Here is a 21650-nt window from a genome sequence, read left to right as displayed (position 1 = left end):
GAAGGACACCGACATGCTCGGCAAGAGGAGGCTGACCGCGCTCGCGGCAGCCGGTCTGTTCGCGTTTCCGCTGGCCCTGACGGCCTGCGGCACCGACACGATGGCCACCCAGGCCACGGGCACGGGCACCGCCGCGATGGCCGCGGAGGAGTTCGGGCCCGGCTGCGCGGCCGTACCCAAGGACCCGAACAACGCCGGCAGCTTCGAGGCCATGGCCAAGCAGCCCGTGGCCACCGCGGCCTCGGGCAACCCGCTGCTGTCCACGCTGGTCACCGCGGTGAAGCAGGCCGGCCTGGTGGACACGCTCAACAACGCCGAGGCGGTCACCGTCTTCGCGCCGACCAACGACGCCTTCGCGAAGATCCCGAAGGCGGATCTGGACAAGGTGCTGGCCGACAAGGCACTGCTCACGAAGATCCTGACCTACCACGTGGTGGCCGGGAAGACCGCGCCCGAGCAGCTCGCGGGCACCCACAAGACCCTGGAGGGGCAGGACCTGACCGTGTCCGGCGGCGGCACGGACTTCAAGGTCAACGACAGCGCGAAGGTGGTCTGCGGCAACGTGCAGACCAGCAACGGCACGGTGTACATCGTCGACTCCGTGCTGATGCCGCCGTCCTGAACCGAACGACCGCTCCCCGGCCCGCGTTCCGGGCCGGGGAGTACCCGTGGTCAGCCGAGCCGGGTCAGCGCCTCGGACAGGCTCACCACGTCGGCGTACTTGGCGTCGAGGTCGAACAGGTTGGCCTCGTGCGGGCCGGGGTCGCGGTCGGCGCAGGCCTCGCGCACCACCATCGGCCGGAAGCCGTGTTGCAGCGCGTCCACGGCTGAGGCGCGCACGCAGCCGCTGGTCGAGAAGCCGCCGATGACCAGTGTGTCCACCCGATGGGCGGTCAGCCAGGCCGGCAGCGAGGTGCCCGCGAACGCGCTGGCGTAGTGCTTGAGCACGACGTGCTCCCCCGGCGCGGGGGCGACCTCGGCCGGGAACTCGCCCAGCGGGCTGCCCGCCGCGAACGCCGCCAGCGCGGGCACCTTCGCGGCGAACAGCGGGGCCTCGGCGCAACTGGCGTCGGCGTACCGCACGCCGGTCAGCACCACCGGCAGCCCCGCCGCCCGCGCGGCCGCCAGCAGCGCCGCCATCGCCTCCAGGGCCGCCTGCCCGGTGTCGAGCCGCAGCGGCGAGCCGCCCACCGTGTACGCGGCCACCGGGTCGACCAGCAGCACCGCGGGGCGCTCGCCCCAGCCGAGCCGCCGGGCGAACCCGGCCCGCGCGTAGTCGGCGTCCAGCGCCATCAGATGACGCCCCGCTCCCGCAGGTCGGCCCGCTCGGTCTCGGACAACCCCAGCAGGTTGCCGTACACCTCGTCGTTGTGCTGGCCCAGCGTCGGCCCGGCCCAGCGCACCGAGCCCGGGTCGGCCGACAGGCGCGGGGCGACGTTCTGCATGGGCAGCTCGCCGAAGTCGGGATGCGGCACGCGCACGACCGCCTCCCGGGCGGCGACGTGCGGATCGGCCAGGATGTCCTTGGCCGTGTAGACGCCACCGGCCGGGACCCCGGCCTCGTGCAGCGCCGCGAGCAGCTTGTCGGACGGCTGGGTGCGGGTCCACGCCGCGATCAGGTCGTCCAGCTCGGTCTGGTGTGCGCCGCGCGCGCCGTGCGTGGCGTAGCGCGGGTCGGCGGCCAGTTCCGGCATCCCCATGACCTCGCACAGCCGCCCGAACACGGTGTCCTGATTGGCCGCGACCAGCACCTCGGTGCCGTCCACGGTCGGGTAGGCATTGCTCGGGGCCACGTTGGGCAGCACCGCGCCGGTGCGCTCGCGCTGGTAGCCGGCCACCGCCCACTCGGGCAGCAGCGACTCCATCATCGCCAGCACGGCCTCGTAGATAGCCGAGTCGACGACCTGGCCGCGGCCGGTGCGCTCGCGGGCGTGCAGCGCGGCGAGGGTGCCGTACGCGGCGTAGGTGGCCGCCAGCGAGTCGCCGAGCGAGATGCCCGAGCGCGACGGCGGACGGTCGGCCTCGCCGGTCACGTACCGGATGCCGCCCATCGCCTCGCCGATCGAGCCGAACCCGGCGCGTGGCGCGTACGGGCCGGTCTGGCCGTAGCCGGTGACCCGGACCAGGATCAGCCGCGGGTTGATCGCGGACAGCTCGTCCCAGCCGAGCCCCCAGCGTTCGAGGGTGCCGGGGCGGAAGTTCTCCAGCAGCACGTCAGCGTCGGCGACCAGCCGCCGCACCAGGTCCTGGCCCTCCTTGACGCGCAGGTTGCAGGTCACGGACTTCTTGTTGCGGGCGACCACCGGCCACCACAGCGACTGCCCGTGCGGCTTCTCCCGGCCCCACTGGCGCATCGGATCGCCCTTGCCCGGGTCTTCCAGTTTGATGACCTCGGCACCGAAATCGCCGAGGAGCTGTCCGCAGAACGGGCCGGCCAGCAGCGTGCCCGTCTCGATGACCCTGATGTCGGATAGTGCGCCTGTCACGGCGGCATCCTATGCTTTGGAAACGCTGTTTCGCTAGAGGAACCGAGGGTGTCGTGGAGATCGTCGAGGTCGGCCCGCGTGACGGGCTGCAGAACGAGAAGACGCTGCTGTCCACCGAGGTGAAGGTCGAGTACATCACGCGCTCGATCGCCGCGGGAGTGCGCCGCATCGAGGCGGTCGCGTTCGCCCACCCGGCCCGGGTGCCGCAGATGGCCGACGCCGAGGCGGTGCTCGCCGCCGTCCCCCGCCCCGCCGGCGTGTCCTACATCGGCCTGGTGCTCAACCGGCGCGGCCTCGACCGCGCGCTCGCCTCGGCGGGCGTGGACGAGGTCAACTACGTGCTGGTCGCCACCGACGAGTTCTCCCAGCGCAACCAGGGCATGAGCACCGCCGCGTCACTCGCGCAATGGGACGAGGTCGCCGCCGGGGCCCGCGCCGCCGGGCTGCGCGCCACGCTGACCGTCGCCGCCGCGTTCGGCTGCCCGTTCACCGGCGAGGTGTCCGCCGAGCACGTGGCCGGGCTGGTCGCCGCCGTGCGGACCCGGCCCGACGAGATCTGCCTCGCCGACACCATCGGCGTCGGCGTGCCGCGCCAGGTCGCCGAGCTGGTCCCGGCCGTGCGCGCGGTCGCGCCCGGCGTCGCGCTGCGCGCGCACTTCCACAACACCCGCAACACGGGGTACGCCAACGCGCTGGCCGCCCTGGACTACGGAGTGTCCGCGCTGGACGCCAGCACCGGCGGCATCGGCGGCTGCCCGTTCGCCCCGGCCGCCACCGGCAACATCGCTACCGAGGACCTCGCCTACCTGCTGGAGCGCTCCGGCATCGACACCGGCGTACGCCTCGACCGTCTGGCCGACACCGGGACCTGGATCGCGAACCAGCTCGACGTCACCGCCCCCGCCATGCTCGGCCGCGCCGGCCCCTTCCCACCCAGCCCCTGACCCGCGCGGCGGTGCCGCCTTCGGCCGGACCGCGGGCACACCCCGTTCGACGTAGACGTTGGCCTATCTCATCGAATTCGAGCCGCGAATTTTCGATGAGATAGGCCAACGTCTGTGACAAGCGGGGGTGGGAGCGGGTCAGCGGGCGACGAAGCGGCCCGCCGGAGTGCCGAGGACTACCCCGTCGCGGTAGGCGAGGTGGCCGCCGACGACGGTGGCGACCGGCCAGCCCTTGACCTTGTGGCCCTCGAACGGGCAGTGGTCCTGGCCGGAGAGCAGCAGGTCGGTGGTGACCTCCTGCTCCAGCTCCGGGTCCACGATGGTCAGGTCGGCGTCCATGCCCACCATCAGGCTGCCCTTGCGCCCGGCCAGGCCGTAGGCGCGGGCCGGGTTGCCCGCGGCCAGCTCGGCGACGCGCTGCGGGGACAGGCCGCGCTTGTGCATGCCCTCGCTGAGCAGGATCGGGTACAGCAGCGCGGTGCCGCCGAAGCCGGGCAGCGCGGGCCACAGCGCGTCGCCCTTGTTCTCCTCCAGGCAGCAGGCGTGGTCGGAGGCGACCCAGTCCACGGTGCCGTCGAGCACCGCGGCCCACAGCGCCTCGGTGTCCGATACGGACCGGATCGGCGGGTTGACCTTCGCGCCGAGGCCGCCGCGGCGGTCCAGGCTCTCGTGGTCCAGGCAGAGGTGGTGCAGCGTCACCTCGCAGCGCAGGTCGAGCCGCTTGGTCGCCTTCGCGGCGGCCGCGGCGGCGATCGCCTCGGCCGACGACAGGTGCAGCAGGTTGACGGGGCAGCCGGTCGCGCCGGCCAGGGTCGTCGCCTCGCCGATGGCGACCTGCTCGGTCAGCGGAGGGCGCGCGTCGGAGTACGCCTTCAGGGTCTGCGGGTCGCCCGCGGCCCGGACCCGGTCGATGAACAGCCGCATCAGCTCGGCCTGCTCGCAGTGCAGCGACAGCGACACCCGGCGGCCCTCGCGCTGGTTGGCCGCGACCGCCTCCATGATCTGGTACAGGTGGCCGAGGTCGTACTCGTCGCTCATGGTGAACGACTTGGCGTCGCGGGAGTCGGCGGACAGGTTGAAGCCCTTGTAGAACATGTAGTACTTGAACGAGCTGACGCCGTGCTCGTCGATCAGCGACGGCACCTCGCCGACCTGGGCGGTGTCCATCGGCGCGAGGTGGAAGCCGTAGTCGGTCCAGGCGTGCCCGGCGACCGCGTCGAGCACCTGCGGGAAGATCTCGCCGTACGGGCCGGTGCGGTTGAGGTAGTGCTGGCCGGTGCGGAAGTAGGACAGCACCGTGGTCACGCCGCCGACCAGCGAGGACCGGGTCTCCTCGGCCGCGTCGAGCGCCAGGTCTCGGTAGATGCCCAGGTGGTAGTGGGCGTCGACGGCCCCGGGGAAGACCAGCCGGCCGCTCGCGTCCAGCACCTGCTCGGCCTGCGCCGCGTCGAGGTCGTCGCCGATCGCCGTGATCTTCCCATCGCGTACGGCGAGATCTGCGCGTACCGTGCCGACATACGGCAGCACCAGCGTGCCGTCCTTGACCAGCAGATCGTATCGAGCCATGGCGGTCCTCCCAGGGGTGCGTTTCGCACACTGTAACGAGGTTTCCTTTTTGAGGGTAGGGCGTGTACCGTTCCCCCATGCCGCCCGCCGCCCTGTCCGGCGTCACCGTCGTCGACGCCGCGACCCTCTTCGCCGGCCCCCTGGCCGCCACGATCCTCGGCGACTACGGCGCGGACGTGATCAAGATCGAGCACCCGGCGAAGGGCGACCCGTCCCGCGGCCACGGCCCGTCCCGCGACGGCGTGCCGCTGTGGTGGACCATGCTGGGCCGCAACAAGCAGACCGTCACCCTCGACCTCGGCCGCGCCGAGGGAGCCGAGCTGGCCAAACGGCTGCTCGCCGGTGCCGACGTGCTCATCGAGAACTTCCGGCCCGGCACCCTGGAGCGCTGGGGCCTGTCCCCCGAGGTGCTGCACGAGGTCAACCCGCGCCTGATCGTCGCCCGGGTCACCGCGTTCGGCCAGCACGGCCCGTACGCGCACCGGCCCGGGTTCGGCACCCTCGCCGAGGCGATGAGCGGCTTCGCCGCGATCACCGGGGCGCCCGACGGACCGCCCACCCTGCCGCCGTTCGGGCTCGCCGACGGCATCTCCGCGCTGACCTGCGCGCAGGCCGTCCTGACCGCGCTCTACCACCGCGACGCGCGCGGCGGGACCGGGCAGGTCATCGACCTGGCCATCGTCGAGCCGATGCTCACCGTGCTGGGTATGCAGGCCATGGCGTACGACCAGCTCGGGCTCGTCCAGCAGCGCACCGGCAACCGCTCGGTCAACAACGCGCCGCGCAACACGTACCGCACCCGCGACGAGCGCTGGGTAGCCGTGTCCACCAGCGCCCAGGCCATCGCCGAACGGGTCATGCACCTGGTCGGGCACCCCGAGGTCATCGCCGAACCGTGGTTCGCCACCGGCGCGGGCCGCGCCGCGCACGCCGACGAGCTGGACGCCCACGTCGGCGCCTGGATCGCGCAGCGCGACCTGGTCGAAGTGGCGCAGGCGTTCGACGAGGCGCAGGCCGCGGTCGCCCCGATCTACGACATCACCGACGTCTTCGCCGATCCGCAGTTCGCCGCCCTCGACTCGATCACCACCGTCGAGGACCCGGTGCTCGGCCCGCTGCGCATGCCGAACGTGCTCTACCGCATGTCCCAGACCCCCGGCCACATCGGCTGGACCGGGCGGCCCCGCGGGGCCGACAACGACACCGTCTACCGCGACCGGCTCGGCCTCACCCTGGACGAGCTGACCGCGCTGCGCGACACGGGAGTGATCTGATGCAGGGCCTCGACCAGGACCGGCACGCCCTGCTACCCGCCCCGAGCGGCCGACCGACACTGAACGGCACGATCAAGCCATGGGAGGCGGTACGTGGGCGGCAGGTGATCGACCTGGCGCAGCCGATGCGCCGAGGAATGCCGCAGTCACCGAACCATCCGCCGTTCCGGATGGCCCTCGAACGGCGGCACGGCGACATGACACGCCCCGACGGCGGTTCGGCCGCCAACGAGCTGATCGTCACCGGCGGCCACGTCGGCACGCACGTCGACGCGCTGTCGCACGTGTCGCAGGACGGCCTGCTGCACGGCGGCCGCCCCGCCGGACCGCTGCAGTCCCACCTCGGGTTCAGCGACCTCGGCATCGACACGTTCCCGCCGTACCTGGGCCGGGCCGTGGTGCTCGACGTGGCCCGCGCGCACGGCGTGGACGTGCTGCCCGCCGGGTACGCGATCACGCCCGAGGACCTCGACCGCACCGCGGCGGGCCTGACCCTGGCCCCCGGCGAGGTGATCCTGATCGGCACCGGCTGGTCGCGGCGCTGGTCCGAACACGACGCCTTCATCGGCGTCCGCGACGGCACCCCCGGCCCGAACGAGGCTGCCGCCCGCTGGCTGGCCGGCCACTGCCCTGCCGCCGTCGGCGCGGAGACCATCGCCTTCGAGCACATCCCCGCCGGGCGCGGCCACGCCGTACTGCCCGCGCACCGGGTGCTGCTCGTCGAGCACGGCGTGCACATCATCGAGACGATGAACCTGGACCCGCTGCTGGCCACCGGCGCCCGCGAGATCCTGCTCGTGCTCAACCCGCTGCCCCTGGTCGGCGCGACCGGAGCCCCGGTCCGCCCGCTGGCGGTGCTCGCGTGAACCCTGAGAAGGCGGTCGGCAGGCTCGCCGAGTTCGCCGTGGGCTGCGGGGAGGGCGCGGTCCCGGACGGGGTGCCGGACCGGATCCTCGACATCCTCGGGTTGGCGCTGGCCGCGCAGGACGATCCCGCGGTGCGGGCGGTGCTCGCGTCGGTGCGCCGCTGGGGCGGCACGCCCGAGGCCACGGTGATCGGCGTAGGTGACCGGCTGCCCGCGCCCGCCGCGGCGCTGGTCAACGGGGTCATGGCGCACGCGCTCGACTTCGACGACACGCACCTGCCGTCGGTGCTGCACCCGAGCGCGAGCATCGTGCCCGCCGCGCTGGCCGCCGCCGAGGCCACCGGCGCGGACGGCCCGTCGCTGGTGCGCGCCGTCGCCGTAGGGATCGAGATCTGCAACCGGCTCGGCATGGCCGCGTACGACCGCGAGCTGCGCAACTCCGTGTTCTTCGAACGGGGCCTGCACGCCACCTCGATCTGCGGCACGATCGGCGGGGCCGCCGCGGCGGGACTGCTGTACGGACTGGACGCGGCGGGGATCGGGCACGCCATGGGTATCGCCGCGTCGATGGGCGCGGGGCTGCTGGAGGCCAACCGCACCGGGGGCACGGTCAAGAAGACGCACTGCGGCTGGGCGGCGCACGCCGGGGTCAGCGCCGCCGTGTTCGCCGCCGACGGGCTCACCGGCCCGCCGACGGTGCTGGAGGGGCGGTTCGGCTTCTTCGCCGCGTACACCTCGGGGGTCTTCGACGCCCACGCCCTGCTCGGCGGCCTCGGCGAGCGGTGGGAGCTGTCGCGCACGGTCTACAAGCCCTACCCGACCAACCACTTCACGCACCCCGGCATCGACTGCGCGCTCGCGCTGCGGGCCGCCGGGCTGCGCGCCGCCGACGTCGCGTCGATCGAGCTGGGCGTGGCCGCCCCGGTGCTGCGCACCATCGCCGAGCCCGCCGCCGACAAGGCCCGGCCGCAGACGGCGTACCACGGGAAGTTCTCCGGGCCGTACACCGTCGCGACGGCGCTGCTCGGCGGCGGTGGCCTGGGCGTGGGCTCGGCCGACTTCCGCGACCTCGACGAAGCCGTGCTGGCGCTGGCCGCACGGGTCAGATGCGTGGCCGATGAGCGCGCCACCGAGCTGTTCCCGAACGCCTTCGCCGCCGTGCTGCGGGTGCGCACTCTCGACGGCCGCCTGCTGGAACACCGCGTCGACGCCTCTCGCGGCAGCGAGTCCCACCCGCTGACCTCAGCCGACCTCGACCTCAAGTTCCGCCTCAACGCCGCCGGCCTGACCCCCGCCCGCGCCGCGGAGATCGCCTCCGCCACCCGCGACCAGCGACCCGCCTCCCACCTGCTCCCCCTCACCTGCTGACGAAGGAAGGGCACCTTCTTATCGCTATGTGTTGTAGAAGGTGCCCTTCCTTTCACTGTCAGCGCCAGAGCCAGACCTGGTTGGACTGAGGGCCGGCGCCGCAGGTCCACAGGATGGTGATGGTGCCGTTGGCGGTGCCCCAGGCGTCGGCGTCGAGGCACTTGCCCGAGGCCGGGTTGACCATGTTGCCGTTCGCCTGCATGATCCACTGCTGGGCGGAGTTGTTCAGGCAGGTCCAGAGGCGGACCACGGCTCCGTTGGCGGTGCTCGCGCCGGCCACGTCCAGGCACTTGCCCGAGTTCGGGTTGACCAGCGTGTTGCCGACCTGGCGCCACTGCTGCGCCGGGTTGTTCAAGCAGTCCCACAGCTGCGTCTTCGTGCCGTCCTCGGTACGCCCGCCGGACACGTCCAGGCAGCGGCCCGACACCGGGTTCCAGATCGGCCGCGCGGGCGCGCTGCCGCCGCGGATCAGGAACAGGTTGTCCGCGACGTTGAAGTTGTTCGCCAGGTAGGACCCGGCCGCCGGGTTGGTGCTGTAGTAGTCGTCGTGCCGGCAGTCGAGCCGCTCGTCGTGGGCCCGGTCCCCGCAGATGAAGCGCATCGGCGGGTGGTTCGGCTCGTCGGAGTAGCACATCACGTCCCACTCGTCGGTGCAGTGCGCGCCGCCGGAGGCGTTGGGGGCGTTGTTGTTCACCGCGCCGAGGTTGTGCCCCAGCTCGTGGCTGGCCACCGCGGCGGTCCAGCAGCCGTTGTCGGAGCGGCCGTACTCCGGCCCGAAGTTGGACCGGTTGTCGTCGGTCTTGCGGGTGTCCCCGGCGAACCCGCCGATGCCGCAGTACACGTTCGCCTCGACCAGCATCACGTACTTGCGGTCGGTGCGGTTGTAGCCCAGCGCCCGCACCGCGTTGACACTGGCCCCGAACTCGGCCAGGGCCGACTGGGCGACCTGCACGCGGCGCACCACGGGACGGCACGCGCCGTTGACGTTCTCGGTGACGAAGCGGATGTGCCGCTCGCCGCCGGTCTCCCGGGCGCTCTCGTTGTAGATGACGTCCATGCCCTCGGCGAGGGTGCGGAACGTCTCCCGGTACTGGTCGTACCGGTTGGTGTTGCCGTGCACGTAGAGCACCTCGACGCGGCGGCCGGACACCCCGTCGCCCTCGCAGACCGCCAGCGCCGCGGGCGCGGACAGGGCCTGCGTGGCCGGGATGCGCCGGTTCACGGCCAGGCCCGCGGGCGGCGCGTCGGGGCCGTGGGTGCACATCAGCGGGGTGACCGCGACGACGCGCATGCCGCCGACGCAGGGGCCGGTGGTGTCGGCGGACAGTCCCTTGTAGACGAGGCCCCGGTCGGGTTCGTCGGCGGGCAGGACGATCGGCTTGGCGTCCGCGCCGAACGCGCGGAACTCCGGGGCCGGGTCGGCGGGGCGGGCGGTGGCCGAGCCGGTCAGCACGCCGGCCAGCAGGAGCAGGGTCGCGCCGGCGATGGACATGGCACGACCGCCGGGATGGGACAGAGCCATGGGCGTGGCTCCTCTCGGGAGTGGATGGAGCCCGCAAGCTATCCACCGCCCAGGGATGGCGTCGACAGTTTTCGATACTCGTAGGCGGTGCTGGACCGGACCCGGCCGGACGGGCGAGGATGTGCGGCAGCGCCCCACGAGGAGGACCACCGATGGCACGACTGCACCTGACCGGAAGCACCCACGAGTACGGCGACGTGTTCACGTACCGCTTCCGCCCGCAGGGCACGCTGTCCTTCCAGCCCGGCGAGTACGGGCACCTGTTCTTCCCGCAGCTGCTGCGCCGGTTCGCCAAGCCGGTGCGGGAGATCTCGTTCGCCTCCGCGCCCGGCGACGACGAGGTGTGGTTCACCCTCGACCACAGCTCCGGGTCGCCGTTCCAGGAGCACTTCCGGTCGCTGGCCCCCGGCGCGGCGATGCAGGTCTTCGGCATCGGCGGTCATCTGAAGCTGCCCGAGGACCCGGCCCGGCCGCTGGTGCTCGTCGGCGGCGGCATCGGGGTGACCCCGTTCCGCTCGATCCTGCGGCACCTGCGCGTGCACCAGCCGCAGACCCCGGTCGCGCTGGTCCACGCGGCGCGCGGCGACTACCTGTACGGCGAGGAGTTCGCGGCCATGCCGATCGCGTACCACCGGGTCGGCCGGGCCGAGCTGGCCGACACCCTGGCCGCTGTCGGCGACGTGGAACCGCCCGCGGCTTACCTGGTGGCGGGCTCGGACGCGTTCATCACCGGCGCGGTCGAGCACCTGACCAACGCCGGCGTGCCGAACGACGCCATCCAGACCGACACCTTCAAGGGCCTGCACGACGACGCGACCACCGCCGTCACCCCGTGACGTCGAGCCCGTGACCCGCCGCCCGCGCTGCGCGCAGCGCTCCTTGATCGTCGGACTTGCCTGGCACCTGTGCGTATCTTGAGCAGTGATTCGCACAGGTGCCAGGCAAGTCGAGCGATCTTGACGCGCCACGGCCGTACCGCGCGGCGGGTCGGGCGTTGACTGTCGCGCGTTGGCCGTCGGGCGCCGGCTGTTGGGTGCCGCCCGTCGGACGGGTCAGTCAAGGGCGAGCAGGCGGCGGGCGGAGCGGACCACGGCCTCGTCGACCAGGCGGCCGCGGGCGTCCAGGCATACGCCGGAGCCGTCGCGCAGGGCCTGCTCATGCCGGGCCACCAAGTCCCGGGCGGCCGCGATCTCGGACTCCGTCGGGGTGAAGACCTCGTGCACGACCGGGAGCTGGGCCGGGTGGATGCAGGCCCGGCCGCGGAAGCCGAGGCGTTTCAGGGCCAGGGTCGAGGTGCGCAGGGCGTCGGGGTCGCGGAAGTTCACCGACACCGGCGCGACGGGGGCGGCGATGCCCGCCGCGGCGCAGGCCAGCACGACCTGCGAGCGGGCCCAGAGCAGTTCGCGCTCGTCCGGCCCCAGGGTGACGCCCAGGTCGGCGGCCAGATCGGCCTCGCCCAGCTGCAACCGCGCCACCCTCGGCCCACGGGCGATCGCCGGCGCGGCCAGCACCGCCGCCGCCGACTCCAGCAGCGGCACGACCTTCGTCGAGCCGACGGCCAGCCCTGCCGCCCGTTCCAGCCCGGCCAGCACCTCGTCCAGCGCGGACAACTGCTCCACCGTCTCCGTCTTGGCGACACACAATCCGGCCAGCCCCGGCCCGACCACCGCGGCTGCGTCGACGTGTCCCAGCTCCCCCGGGTTCACCCGCACCCACACCCGCGGCCGGTCCCCGGCCGAGTTCCCGCCCGCGTCCGCGCGGCCGATGTCCGCCGCCGCCGGGGAGATCGCTGTTTCGGGTCCGAAACTGGGGTCCGACCGCAGATCCTGACCGGAAGCAGCGAGCATGGCCAGGAACGCGGCCACGGCGGCTCGCGCGGCGTCCTTGCCCGCCGGGGGTACGGCGTCCTCCAGGTCGACGATGAGGGCGTCCGCGCCGACGGTCAGCGCCTTGGCCAGCTTCGCCGGGCTGTCGCCGGGCACGTACAGGTAGGACCTCATCCGGTCACCTGCTTGACGTCACCCACGGCGATGTCCGCAGCATCATTGCCGACCATGCAGCGACGCTAGCCATGCGTTGACCAGCCCGTCAAGGGCTTGTTTCTCACAGCGGATCAGTGTTTCCATTACGCGGTGGGACCGCATACGCACGGCTGGTGGATTCTGCTCCACATCATCCTCTTCGTCTTCTGGCTCGGCGGCGACCTGGGCGTGTTCTGGTCGAGCCGGTTCGTCCTCCGGCCCGACCTCACCCCCGCCGCCCGCGCCACCGCCCTGAAGATCATGGGCGGGCTCGACCTCGGCCCGAAGATCTGCCTCGTCCTGTTCCTGCCCAGCGGCGTCACGCTGATGGCCCTGGAACCGCATGGCGCGCAGGTGTTCGGGGTCAACCCGTTCGGCTGGCCGGTGGTCGTCGCGGTATGGCTGTTCGCCGCCGCCTGGCTCGCCGCGACCATCACCGACCACCACCATCCCGGCCGGCGGCCCTGGGTGCGCCGCGCCGACTGGACGATCCGGCTGACCCTGATCACGGCACTCGGCCTCACGGCGGCGTACACCCTGGTCGCGGACCAGCCCTTCGGCGTCGACACGAATCCGCGCTGGCTCGGCGCGAAGCTGCTGCTCTACACCGTGGCGATCGGCTGCGGGCTGGGCATCCGGCTGACCCTGCGCCCGTTCGGCCCGGCCTTCGGCGCGCTGATGACCACGGGCTCGACGCCCGAGGTCGAGAGCACCCTGAAGCGCTCCATCGACGGCTGCCTGCCGTACGTGTGGGGCATCTGGGGCAGCGTACTGGTCGCCGCCGCGCTCGGTGTGCTGAAGCCGTTCGCCGAGCTGTAGCCGCCGGGCCGGGTTCGTTCCACGCGGCTCCCGGCACCGGCGAAGGGCCGCCCTCCTTCAGGTGGGAGGGCGGCCCTTCTTCGCATGTCAGCGCCAGTTCTGGTTGGACTGGACCGGGTTGCCGCAGGTCCAGATGATCATCTGGGTGCCGTTGGCGGTTCCCCAGCCGTCGGCGTCGAGGCACTTGCCGGACGCCGGGTTGACGATGGTGCCGTTGGCGTTGACCGTCCAGCGCTGCGCGCCGTTGCCCAGGCAGGTCCACAGCTGCACGATCGCCCCGTTGGCCGTCGAGCCGCCGGCCACGTCCAGGCACTTGCCGGAGTTCGGGTTGACCAGCGAGCCGCTGGCCTCCACCCGCCACTTCTGCGCGGGATTGTTCAGGCAGTCCCACAGCTGCACCTTCGTGCCGTCGGCGGTACGCCCGCCCGACACGTCCAGGCAGCGGTTCGAGCCCACGTTGACGAACGTGCGCTCGGTCGTGCCCCCGCCGCAGGTCGTGGTGAAGGCCCGGTCGACCAGCCCGGCGCAGAAGGCGTTCTTCGCGCCGGTGTATCGCGACAGCCGCCCGTTCGCGGGCGCGAACGCGGCGGCGGTCGCCGGGGCGGCGGCGACGGCGGTGAGGGCGGCCGCGGCGAGCAGGGCGCAGGCCAGGCCGGTGGCTAGACGTCTCACGGTGGTGGACCTTCCGTGCGGGCGGTGTCCCGGCGAGCGGGATGGCGCCGCCAGGTTATGGACGGGAGCGGCCGAACACCGACGGTTTTCGATACACCGAGTCAGTTGATCACAGGTGGTGATCAACTGACTGCGCACGGACGTGTCGCACGCAAGGTGGATACCTCCAAAGTAGACCATGAGTTGTTGTCCGTTTCGCAGACTGGAACGCCATCACTGCTCACGGTTACGCTCGCGCGCATGTCCATGAATGCGTTGGCGATCCTGGCGGTGGCTGCGGAGGAGCAGCCACCCGCGCTCAGCGTGGCGCTCGCGGTGGAGGACTTCGCGCCCACCCTGCTGGCGTTCGCCGGGTTCCTGCTGCTGGCCCCGTCCGCCCTGGGCAGGATCGGCGCCGTGCTCATGGGCGCGGGCGGCGCGGCGAAGTCCACCTGGAAGCTGCTGCACGCCGCCTGGTCGATCGAGGTGAATTGGCTGGACGACCTGCTCTTCCCGCTGCTGGCCGCGGGCGGCCTGCTGCTGGCGCTGTCGCTGCACCAGTCGCTGCGGTGGTGGCGCTGGCCGCTGCTGCTCATCGGCACGGCGGTCGCGACCCTGGCGGTGCAGGCCCGCTCGATCCAGCCGGCGTTCATCTTCGCCACGGTCATCGTCATCTGGATCAGCGTGCTCGGCGCGATCCGTGCCTGGCGGCACGGCAACGCCCTGGCGGCCGGGCTCTTCCCGGTCAGCGTGCTGGCCGTGATCGTGCTGGTGCCGCTGCGAGGCCACGCGGCCAGCGACGCCCTGGCCTTCCAGTGGGTGCAGCAGGGCATGAACACCATGGCCCAGGGCATCTTCTTCGTCGCCGCGCTGCTGACCTACCGCGCGGTGAAGGGCAAGGGCCAGGACTTCTCCGACGCCGACACCGTCACCGAGCCCGCGCAGCAGTGGCCGTCCGGCGAGTACGCGACCTACGACGGCAGTCGCCGCTGGGATCCGTCGCGCGGCGGCGACCGCTACGAGTCGCAGGGCGGCCGGCGCAGGCGGCTCTGACCGGTTGGCCGCGCCGCGGCCGCGAAGGCGGCTCCGGGCGGTGGCGGCCCGCGGCCGCCGCGAGCACATAGGTCGCCGAGTGGCTACATCAAAGATGATGTGGCCACATCTTTTTTGATGTAGCCGCACGGCGGGGAACCTGCCGCCGCCCGCCCGCCCGGCTCCGCTCAGGTCAGGCCGCGTAGCCGAGCTGCTCCGAGATGCGGGCCGCCGCGGCCACCAGCTCCTGGGCGTTGCCCGAGGCCTCCGGCTTGAAGCGCGCGGCCGGACCCGCGACGCTGAGCACGGCGACCACGTGGCCGTCGTGGTCGAACACCGGCGCGGCGATCGACGCGGCTCCGGCCTGCCGCTCGCCGAGCGAGGTCGCGTACCCGCGCTTGCGGATCGCGGCCAGCTCCTTGCGCAGCTTCGCCGGGTCGGTGACGGTCTTGTCGGTCAGCGGCTGCAGCGGGTGCCGCTCCAGGTAGGCGTCGACCTCGCTGTCGGGCAGGAAGGCCAGGAACGCCTTCGACGAGCCGCCGGCATGCAGCGGGTACGGGATGCCGAGCGTGACCTCCATGCGCAGCTCCTGGTCGGGCACGACCTGGTCGACGTAGAGGCGGGTGTCGCCGCGGCGCAGGGACAGCGTGGCGGTCTCGCCGGTGCGCTCGGCGAGCAGGCGCAGCTCGGGTGCGGCCATCGCGCGCAGGTCGGTGCGGGCCAGGTAGGCCCGGCCCAGCGATACCGCGGCGTGGCCGAGGGCATACCGCCGGGTCACCGGGTCGACCGAGATCAGGTCGCGGCTGCGCAGCGCGGTGAGGATGCGGTGCACCGCGGCCTTGGTCAGGCCGAGCGCGGTCGCGATCTCGGTGACGCCGAGGTCGGGGTGTCCGCTGCGCCCGAAGTAGAGCAGCACGTCCATGGCCCGCTCGACGGCGGCGATGGAGCGGGACTGGCTGTCGTCGTCAGCGGTGACGGTCGACTTCGCAGCGGCAGTGGGCACGGGTCCTCCTGTGAGCGCGGACGGTCGCCAGTGTAGATCCAGCCACCCCCGGCGCGCAGAGGCCGCACGGGCGTTGACAGGGGCGCGGCCGAGTCGTTACCTTCACGGCAACAGCGTTTCCTAATGCGAAACGGAAGGCGGTGGCAGTGAACGGCACGCACCTGCGTTCGGTGCTGAGCCAGTGGCCCAGCGGTGTCGCCGTGGTCACCACCATGGTGACCGAGCCGGACGGCACCCGGCGTCCCCACGGCATGACCGCCAGCTCATTCTCCTCCGTCAGCCTCGATCCGCCACTGGTCTCCGTCTGTCTCGGCAATCATCTGCCCACCCGGCTGATGATCGAACAGGCGGGGGTGTTCGCGCTGAGCTTCCTCGGCAAGGACCAGGCCGAGATCGGCCGCCGCTTCGCCGGCGCGCGACCGGGCGAGGACCGCTTCGCCGGACTCGACTGGCTGACCGGGCAGACCGGCTGCCCGATGCTCGCCGACGCCACCGGCCGGCTGGACTGCACCGTCGAGCACGCGTACCCCGGAGGGGACCACACCATCTTCGTCGGCCGGGTCGTCGACGCCGCGGTGCCGCGGGTCACCGCGCCGCTGCTGTTCCACTCGCGCGCGTGGGGCCAGCTGGCCGACCCGCTGCCCGAGGAGATCACGATGACGGTGCTCGACGGCCCCGCCGCCGAGCGGGCGCACACGTTGCTCGTCCGCGACCCCGGCGACGTCGCGCAGGTCGCCGCCGCCGCAGCGCACGCGCCCGTGCTGGCGTACGTCGCCGACGCCTTCTCCCCCGCCCGCGAGGCCGACGTGCTCGCCGCGATCGACGCGCTGGCCGGGCTGCCCGGCGTGACCCTGGGCTGCGCCGAGACCAGCCCGGCGTCCCCGCTGCAGGTGCGCCGGGTGCTGCAGGACGCCGTGGTGCGCACCCGCCCCGCGCCGGTGCACGTACGGCTGCTCGCCCACCACGGCCTCGGCCTGGTCAACGCCCTGGTCGCGATGAAGAGCGGCGTACACCGCTTCGACACCGTGCTCGACCCGGGCTCCGGCGGCCTGCCCGCGCAGGACCTGCTGCTGCTGGCCCGCCAGCTGGGAGTGGCGTGCGCACCGCTGCCCGCAGTCTCCGAAGAACTCACCTGACCATCCACAAGGGAGTGCACGAAATGGCAGACCGGCTCATCGGCCAGCGCCTCGTCGACGACATGACCGCCGCCGAACTCGACCGCGCGGCCCGCGTGGAAGCGGTGCTGCCCGCGCTGCGCGCCGCCGCCGAGCAGGCCGACGCGGCCGGGGAATTCCCCGCGGGCCACGTGGCGCTGCTGCGCGAGGCCGGGCTGCTCGGCCTGGTCGTGCCGGAGGAGTACGGCGGCCTCGGCGGCGGCCTGCGCGACCTGGCGGCGGCGACGTTCGCGATGGGCAGCGCCTGCCCGTCGACCGCGCTGGCCTTCTTCTTCCACAACACCAGCGCCTCGCGCGGGCTGCTGCCGCTGGAGGCGATCGACGCCGGGCTGTTCGACGACGCCGACGTGCCCGTCGTACGGGCCTTCGCCGAGCAGGTGCTGCGCCGTATGGCCGGCGGCACCTGGCTGGCCAACTTCGCCAGCGAGTCGGTCAAGAGCGCGAGCGCCAACATCGCCATCTCCACCACCGCCCGCCCCGCGACCCGCGACGGCGTCGAGGGCTGGCTGGTCACCGGCGAGAAGTCGTTCGGCTGCGCCACCGGCGTCGCCGACACCTACCTGGTCACCGCCCGCCTCGACGGCACCGACACCGCCGCCGGGCTGGCCCTGTTCCTGGTGCCGCGCGAGGCCGAGGGCGTCGCCTCCCGCCCGGCCTGGGACGGCCTGGGCATGCGCGGCTCGGCCAACCACGGCATCACCCTGCACGAGGTGTGGGTGCCCGCGACCGAGGCGCTGACCGTGCCCGGCGCGTTCGTGAAGATGCTCCAGTGCAGCCGGGGCAGCTTCGTCGGCAACCAGCTCGCCATCACCGCCGTGTACGTCGGCTGCGCCCAGGGCGTGTACGACGAGACGCTGCAGCGGCTGACCAGCAAGACGTTCGCCGACACCGGACGGCCCATTGCCGAGTCCCCCATGCACCAGGTGATCATCGGGGACATGACCGAGAACCTGGAGACGGCGTACCTGTGGCTGCGCCGCCAGCTGCTGCTGGAGACGTCCGAGCCGCCCATCGCGCCGAAGAACGAGGTCTACCGGCAGTGGCGGCTGGCCAAGGGCTCCATCTGCGAGAACGCGTTCGCGGTCGCGGTCGGGGCGTTCAAGGCGTCCGGCACCTCCGGCGCGACTCTGCACGGCACCATGGGCCGCGCCCTGCGCGACCTGTCGATGGGCCTGGTCATGACGTTCCCGCCGGAGCGCGGGCGCCTGGAGGCGGCCGGCATGGTCACCGCCGACCGGTCCAACGACCTGTTCGCGAGCGTGCCCAAGTGAGCGCCCGGCCCGAGGCGGTCGCCGACCTCGTCGACGGCACGTGGGCTGCCTGCGCCGCCCCGCTCGGCTTCACCCTGCAGGACCCGGCAACCGGCGAGCCCGTCGGCGCGGCCGTCGGCAGCGAGCCCGCGCGGGTCGAGGCGGCCGTCGCCGCTGCGACCGCGGTGCACGAATCCGCCGCCTGGTCCGGCCTGCCCGCCGCCGCACGCGCCGACGTGCTCGACGCGGTGGCCGCACGGGTGGAAGCCGTCGGGGGCGACATCGCGGCCATCGAGTCCTTCGCGACCGGCGTGCCGATCTCGCAGACGATGCCGCTGTCGGTCATCCTCGGCGGCGCGTTCCGGCTGGCCGCGATGCAGCTGCGCGAGGGCTGGCTGAGCAGCGCGATGCCGCGCGAGGACGGGCGGCTCGCGCACGTCGACCGGCTGCCCTGGGGGCCCGCGGTGTGCGTGGTCCCGTGGAACGCGCCCGCGCCGATGGCCGCGCACAAGGCCGCCAACGCGCTCGCGGCCGGCTGCCCCACGATCGTCAAACCGAGCGAGTACGCCCCGTACGGCACGCAGCTGCTGGCGCGGGCGGTGCACGAGGCGCTGGCCGGGGCGGGACTGCCCGGCGGACTCTTCCAGCTCGTGCACGGCGACGCGGGCACCGGGGCGCGGCTGGTCGGCGACCCGCGCGTGCGGGCCGTGTCGTTCACCGGCGGGCTGGCCGGAGGCCGGGCCGTCGCGGCGGCCTGCGCGTACGACGTCAAGCCCGTGCAGCTCGAACTCGGCGGCAACAACCCGCTGGTCGTGCTGCCCGACGCGGACACCGCCACGGCCGCCCGCGCCGCCGCCGACCTGCTCACCACCCTCAACGGGCAGTGGTGCCGGGCGCTGGGCCGCCTCATCCTGCCCGCCGGACGGGCCGCGGAGCTCCTCGACGCGACCCTGGAACGGCTGGCCACGCTGCGAGTCGGCGCGCCCCTCGACCCCGAGACCGACTTCGGGCCGCTGGTCCACTCCGGACACCGCGATCAGGTCATCGCCGCCCGCGACGCGCTCGTCGGGCACGGCGGCACCGCGCATGCCCCGCTGACCGTGCCGGAGCGGGGCAACCACCTCAGCCCGACGCTGGTCACCGGGGTCGACCCGGCGCACACCACGGACGAGATCTTCGGGCCGGTCGCCGCCGTGCACACGTATGAGTCCGTCGACGAGGCGGTGGCGCTGGCCAACGGCACGCCGTACGGGCTGGAGGCGTACGTGACCGGCACCGACGAGGAGGCCGCGCTCGCGGTCGCGCGGCGGCTGCGCGCGGGCGAGGTGAAGGTCAACGGGTCCAGCGTGATGAGCCTGCACCTGTTCACCCCCCGCCCGGCCTGGGGGCTGTCCGGCTACTCGGAGGAGGGCACGGCCGAGACGCTGCGCTTCTTCACCAACCCGCGGGTCGTCGGCGTCGAGGGCGGCTTCGCGCTGCACGGCCGCCCGTGACCGCCCCGGCGCTGCGGGCCCTGCTCGCCTCGGCCGGCGTCACCCACCTGCCCGGCGTGTACGACCCGCCCACCGCGGCGCTGGCCGTCCGCGCCGGGCACCGGGCCGCGCACCTGTCCGGGGCCGCTTGCGCCGCCCTCGACCTGGGCCTGCCCGACCTGGGTTACGTGCACGGCACGCACATCGCCGAGCGCGCCGCCCGGATCACGCCCGCGCTGGGCGGGGCGCCGCTGCTGGCCGACGCGGACACCGGCTACGGCGACGCGCTGCAGGCCGTGTGGACGGCCCGGCGCTACGCGGCGGCGGGCGTGTCCGGCCTGCACCTGGAGGACCAGGTGATGCCGAAACGCTGCGGGCACCTCGCGGGCAAGGAACTCGTCGACGCCGCCACGGCCGCCCGCAAGATCCGGGCTGTCGTCACCGACGGCACCGGGATCGTCGTGGTGGCGCGCACCGACGCGTACACGGTGACCGGGCTGGACGACGCGATCACCCGGGGCCGGGCCTACGCGGCCGCCGGGGCCGACGCCGTCTTCCTGGAGGGCGTTTCCGACCTGGACGAACTGGCCCGCGCACACGCGGCGCTGCCCGGGGTGCCGCTGGTGCTGAACCGCTCCGAGGCGGGCGGGCACACCGCCGCCGCGAGCGACGCCGAGTTCGCCGCTGCCGGGGTGCGCCTGGTGCTGCACCCGGTCGCGCCGCTGCTGGCGGCCCTGCACGCCGCTGAGCGTGCCTATCGCGAGATCGCCGCCGTCGGCGGAACGAGCGCGGACCGGCTCGCCTGGTCCGAGTTCACGGGACTCGTCGGTCAGGGCGAAGCCCTGGCCTTGGACGCGAAACACCACCCATGACGCGATCAACCCGCACCGTCGCCCCGCCCCGCCTTGCCATCGACGTTGGCCTATCACATCGAATCCGCGCCACGAATTTTCGACGCCATAGGCCAACGTCGATGAAAAGGCGGGGCGGCCGTCGACCGGCGCTGTTCGCCGGACGGGCAGCGTGGCGAACCGGACACCGGAAGGAGAGGGCATGAGCAGGATCGTCGTGGCCGGGGCGGGGCCGGTCGGGTTGACCGCCGCGCTGGCGCTGGCGCGGCAGGGTGTCGCGGTGACCGTGCTGGAGGCCGGTGACGAGCTGGCCGCCGAGTCGCGGGCGTCGACGTTCCACCCGCCGACCCTGGAGATGCTGGCCGAGCTGGGCGTCGTCGACGCGCTGCTGGCCCGGGGCCTGGTCGCGCCGACGTTCGCCTACCGGGACCGCGCGTCGGGCCACGTCGCCACGCTCGACCTGGGCGTGCTCGCCCGGGACACGCCGTACCCGTACCGGGTGCAGTGCGAGCAGTCGAAACTCACCCCGATCCTGCGGGCCGAGGTCGAGGCCGCGGGTGGCGTGATCCGGTTCGGCTGGCCGGTCGCCGGTGTCGACCAGGTCCCCGACGGCGTCGTGGTCCGCGCCGCCGACGGCCGGACCGAACGCGCCGACTGGCTGATCGCCGCCGACGGCGCGCACTCCGCGGTGCGCCGGTCGCTGGGCGTCGAGTTCACGGGCATCACCTACCCGGAGCGTTTCCTGGTCGCGTCCACCGACGAGGACCTGCCCACGTTGCTCGACGACCTAGCCGAGGTCAACTACGTGTTCGACCCGGTGGACTGGTCGGTGCTGCTGCACACCCCGGACCACTGGCGGGTGCTGCTGCCGACCCCGGACGGCACGCCCGACGGCGACGAGCTGGACCGGCTCGACGGCCGGCTGCGGCAGGTCGCCGACCCGGGCCGGCCGTGGCGGGTCGCGCACGCCAGCATCTACCGCGTGCACCAGCGGGTGGCCGAGACGTTCCAGGTGGGACGGGTGCTGCTGGCCGGGGACGCGGCGCACGTGAACAACCCGCTGGGCGGGCTGGGCATGAACTCGGGCATCCACGACGCGGTGGCGTACGCCCGCGCGCTGGTCACCGGCGACGGCGCGATCCGGCTGGCCGCGGCCCAACGGCGGCGCATCGCCCTGGAGTACGTGCAGACCGTCTCCCACCAGAACTACCAGCGCCTCACCGCCACCGACCCGGCGGCCCGCGCCGCGTACCTGGACGAGATCCGGACCACCGCCGCCGACCCGGTCCGCGCCCGCACCCACCTCCTGCGCGCCTGCATGATCTCCTCCCTGCGCCCGGTGCCCGCATGA

General features: G+C 73.2%; 20 protein-coding genes. 13 read left to right on the top strand and 7 right to left on the bottom strand.

The window, feature by feature from the left end:
• Positions 1 to 13: 13 nt before the first annotated feature.
• Positions 14 to 622 (top strand): fasciclin domain-containing protein, encoded by a 609-nt coding sequence (locus tag AB0B66_RS17890; RefSeq protein ID WP_360530389.1) that lies wholly within the window; start codon positions 14 to 16, stop codon positions 620 to 622.
• 50 nt (positions 623 to 672) lie between these two features.
• Here AB0B66_RS17890 and AB0B66_RS17885 read toward each other — a convergent pair whose 3' ends face one another.
• Positions 673 to 1293 carry an isochorismatase family protein gene (locus AB0B66_RS17885; RefSeq protein ID WP_360530386.1) on the bottom strand — a complete coding sequence of 207 codons (621 nt, stop codon included), beginning with the start codon at positions 1291 to 1293 and terminating at the stop codon, positions 673 to 675.
• Positions 1293 to 2486: a CoA transferase gene (locus AB0B66_RS17880; RefSeq protein WP_360530383.1), complete on the bottom strand. Its 1194-nt coding sequence runs from the start codon at positions 2484 to 2486 to the stop codon at positions 1293 to 1295. The genes AB0B66_RS17885 and AB0B66_RS17880 overlap by 1 nt, the downstream gene beginning before the upstream one ends.
• A 53-nt stretch (positions 2487 to 2539) precedes the next feature.
• On the opposite strand from AB0B66_RS17880, the gene AB0B66_RS17875 reads away from it, so the two are divergent.
• Positions 2540 to 3430, top strand: a complete 891-nt coding sequence (locus AB0B66_RS17875; RefSeq protein ID WP_360530380.1) for a hydroxymethylglutaryl-CoA lyase — start codon at positions 2540 to 2542, stop codon at positions 3428 to 3430.
• 138 nt (positions 3431 to 3568) lie between these two features.
• On the opposite strand, the gene AB0B66_RS17870 is transcribed toward AB0B66_RS17875, so the two are convergent.
• The gene (locus AB0B66_RS17870) at positions 3569 to 4996 is read right to left on the bottom strand and encodes a dihydroorotase family protein (protein ID WP_360530377.1); all 1428 of its coding nucleotides are present in this window, start codon (positions 4994 to 4996) and stop codon (positions 3569 to 3571) included.
• Between the two features lie 77 nt (positions 4997 to 5073).
• On the opposite strand from AB0B66_RS17870, the gene AB0B66_RS17865 reads away from it, so the two are divergent.
• The 3 genes from AB0B66_RS17865 to AB0B66_RS17855 are packed head-to-tail and all read left to right on the top strand — an operon-like array spanning position 5074 to position 8503.
• Positions 5074 to 6270 carry a CoA transferase gene (locus AB0B66_RS17865; protein ID WP_360530374.1) on the top strand — a complete coding sequence of 399 codons (1197 nt, stop codon included), beginning with the start codon at positions 5074 to 5076 and terminating at the stop codon, positions 6268 to 6270.
• Entirely contained in the window at positions 6270 to 7136 is an 867-nt protein-coding gene (locus tag AB0B66_RS17860) for a cyclase family protein (RefSeq protein WP_360530371.1), read from the top strand. Before AB0B66_RS17865 ends, AB0B66_RS17860 begins: the two co-directional genes overlap by 1 nt.
• On the top strand, positions 7133 to 8503 hold the full coding sequence (locus AB0B66_RS17855; RefSeq protein WP_360530368.1) for an MmgE/PrpD family protein: 1371 nt from the start codon (positions 7133 to 7135) through the stop codon (positions 8501 to 8503). The genes AB0B66_RS17860 and AB0B66_RS17855 overlap by 4 nt, the downstream gene beginning before the upstream one ends.
• 58 nt (positions 8504 to 8561) lie before the next feature.
• Here the strand turns inward: AB0B66_RS17855 and AB0B66_RS17850 are convergent, their stop codons facing one another.
• Complete coding sequence (locus AB0B66_RS17850) at positions 8562 to 10025, bottom strand: RICIN domain-containing protein (RefSeq protein WP_360530365.1); 1464 nt, start codon at positions 10023 to 10025, stop codon at positions 8562 to 8564.
• A gap of 152 nt (positions 10026 to 10177) precedes the next feature.
• Between AB0B66_RS17850 and AB0B66_RS17845 the strand changes: the two genes are divergently transcribed.
• A complete protein-coding gene (locus tag AB0B66_RS17845; protein WP_360530362.1) occupies positions 10178 to 10861 on the top strand; it encodes an FAD-dependent oxidoreductase in 684 nt (227 codons plus the stop codon).
• A gap of 216 nt (positions 10862 to 11077) precedes the next feature.
• Here the strand turns inward: AB0B66_RS17845 and AB0B66_RS17840 are convergent, their stop codons facing one another.
• The gene (locus tag AB0B66_RS17840) at positions 11078 to 12025 is read right to left on the bottom strand and encodes an aldolase/citrate lyase family protein (protein ID WP_360530359.1); all 948 of its coding nucleotides are present in this window, start codon (positions 12023 to 12025) and stop codon (positions 11078 to 11080) included.
• 132 nt (positions 12026 to 12157) lie between these two features.
• On the opposite strand from AB0B66_RS17840, the gene AB0B66_RS17835 reads away from it, so the two are divergent.
• Entirely contained in the window at positions 12158 to 12865 is a 708-nt protein-coding gene (locus AB0B66_RS17835; protein WP_360530356.1) for a hypothetical protein, read from the top strand.
• An 87-nt stretch (positions 12866 to 12952) separates the two neighbouring features.
• Here AB0B66_RS17835 and AB0B66_RS17830 read toward each other — a convergent pair whose 3' ends face one another.
• Positions 12953 to 13537, bottom strand: a complete 585-nt coding sequence (locus AB0B66_RS17830) for an RICIN domain-containing protein (protein WP_360530354.1) — start codon at positions 13535 to 13537, stop codon at positions 12953 to 12955.
• A 240-nt stretch (positions 13538 to 13777) separates the two neighbouring features.
• Here AB0B66_RS17830 and AB0B66_RS17825 point away from each other — a divergent pair, with 240 nt between their 5' ends.
• The gene (locus tag AB0B66_RS17825) at positions 13778 to 14569 is read left to right on the top strand and encodes a hypothetical protein (protein ID WP_360530351.1); all 792 of its coding nucleotides are present in this window, start codon (positions 13778 to 13780) and stop codon (positions 14567 to 14569) included.
• Positions 14570 to 14741: 172 nt separating this feature from the next.
• Here the strand turns inward: AB0B66_RS17825 and AB0B66_RS17820 are convergent, their stop codons facing one another.
• Positions 14742 to 15551: an IclR family transcriptional regulator gene (locus AB0B66_RS17820; protein WP_360530348.1), complete on the bottom strand. Its 810-nt coding sequence runs from the start codon at positions 15549 to 15551 to the stop codon at positions 14742 to 14744.
• Positions 15552 to 15697: 146 nt separating this feature from the next.
• On the opposite strand from AB0B66_RS17820, the gene AB0B66_RS17815 reads away from it, so the two are divergent.
• From AB0B66_RS17815 to AB0B66_RS17795, 5 genes are all read left to right on the top strand, one after another.
• Entirely contained in the window at positions 15698 to 16687 is a 990-nt protein-coding gene (locus AB0B66_RS17815) for a flavin reductase (RefSeq protein ID WP_360530345.1), read from the top strand.
• Positions 16688 to 16710: 23 nt separating this feature from the next.
• Positions 16711 to 17997: an acyl-CoA dehydrogenase family protein gene (locus AB0B66_RS17810; protein WP_360530342.1), complete on the top strand. Its 1287-nt coding sequence runs from the start codon at positions 16711 to 16713 to the stop codon at positions 17995 to 17997.
• Positions 17994 to 19469 (top strand): aldehyde dehydrogenase, encoded by a 1476-nt coding sequence (locus tag AB0B66_RS17805; RefSeq protein WP_360530339.1) that lies wholly within the window; start codon positions 17994 to 17996, stop codon positions 19467 to 19469. Before AB0B66_RS17810 ends, AB0B66_RS17805 begins: the two co-directional genes overlap by 4 nt.
• Positions 19466 to 20320 carry an isocitrate lyase/PEP mutase family protein gene (locus AB0B66_RS17800; protein WP_360530336.1) on the top strand — a complete coding sequence of 285 codons (855 nt, stop codon included), beginning with the start codon at positions 19466 to 19468 and terminating at the stop codon, positions 20318 to 20320. Before AB0B66_RS17805 ends, AB0B66_RS17800 begins: the two co-directional genes overlap by 4 nt.
• A gap of 181 nt (positions 20321 to 20501) precedes the next feature.
• Positions 20502 to 21650 carry an NAD(P)/FAD-dependent oxidoreductase gene (locus AB0B66_RS17795; protein WP_360530333.1) on the top strand — a complete coding sequence of 383 codons (1149 nt, stop codon included), beginning with the start codon at positions 20502 to 20504 and terminating at the stop codon, positions 21648 to 21650.

Source organism: Catellatospora sp. NPDC049111, assembly GCF_040648615.1.
Classification (GTDB): Bacteria; Actinomycetota; Actinomycetes; order Mycobacteriales; family Micromonosporaceae; genus Catellatospora; species Catellatospora aurea.
This window is presented reverse-complemented; position numbering and strand designations above follow the sequence as displayed.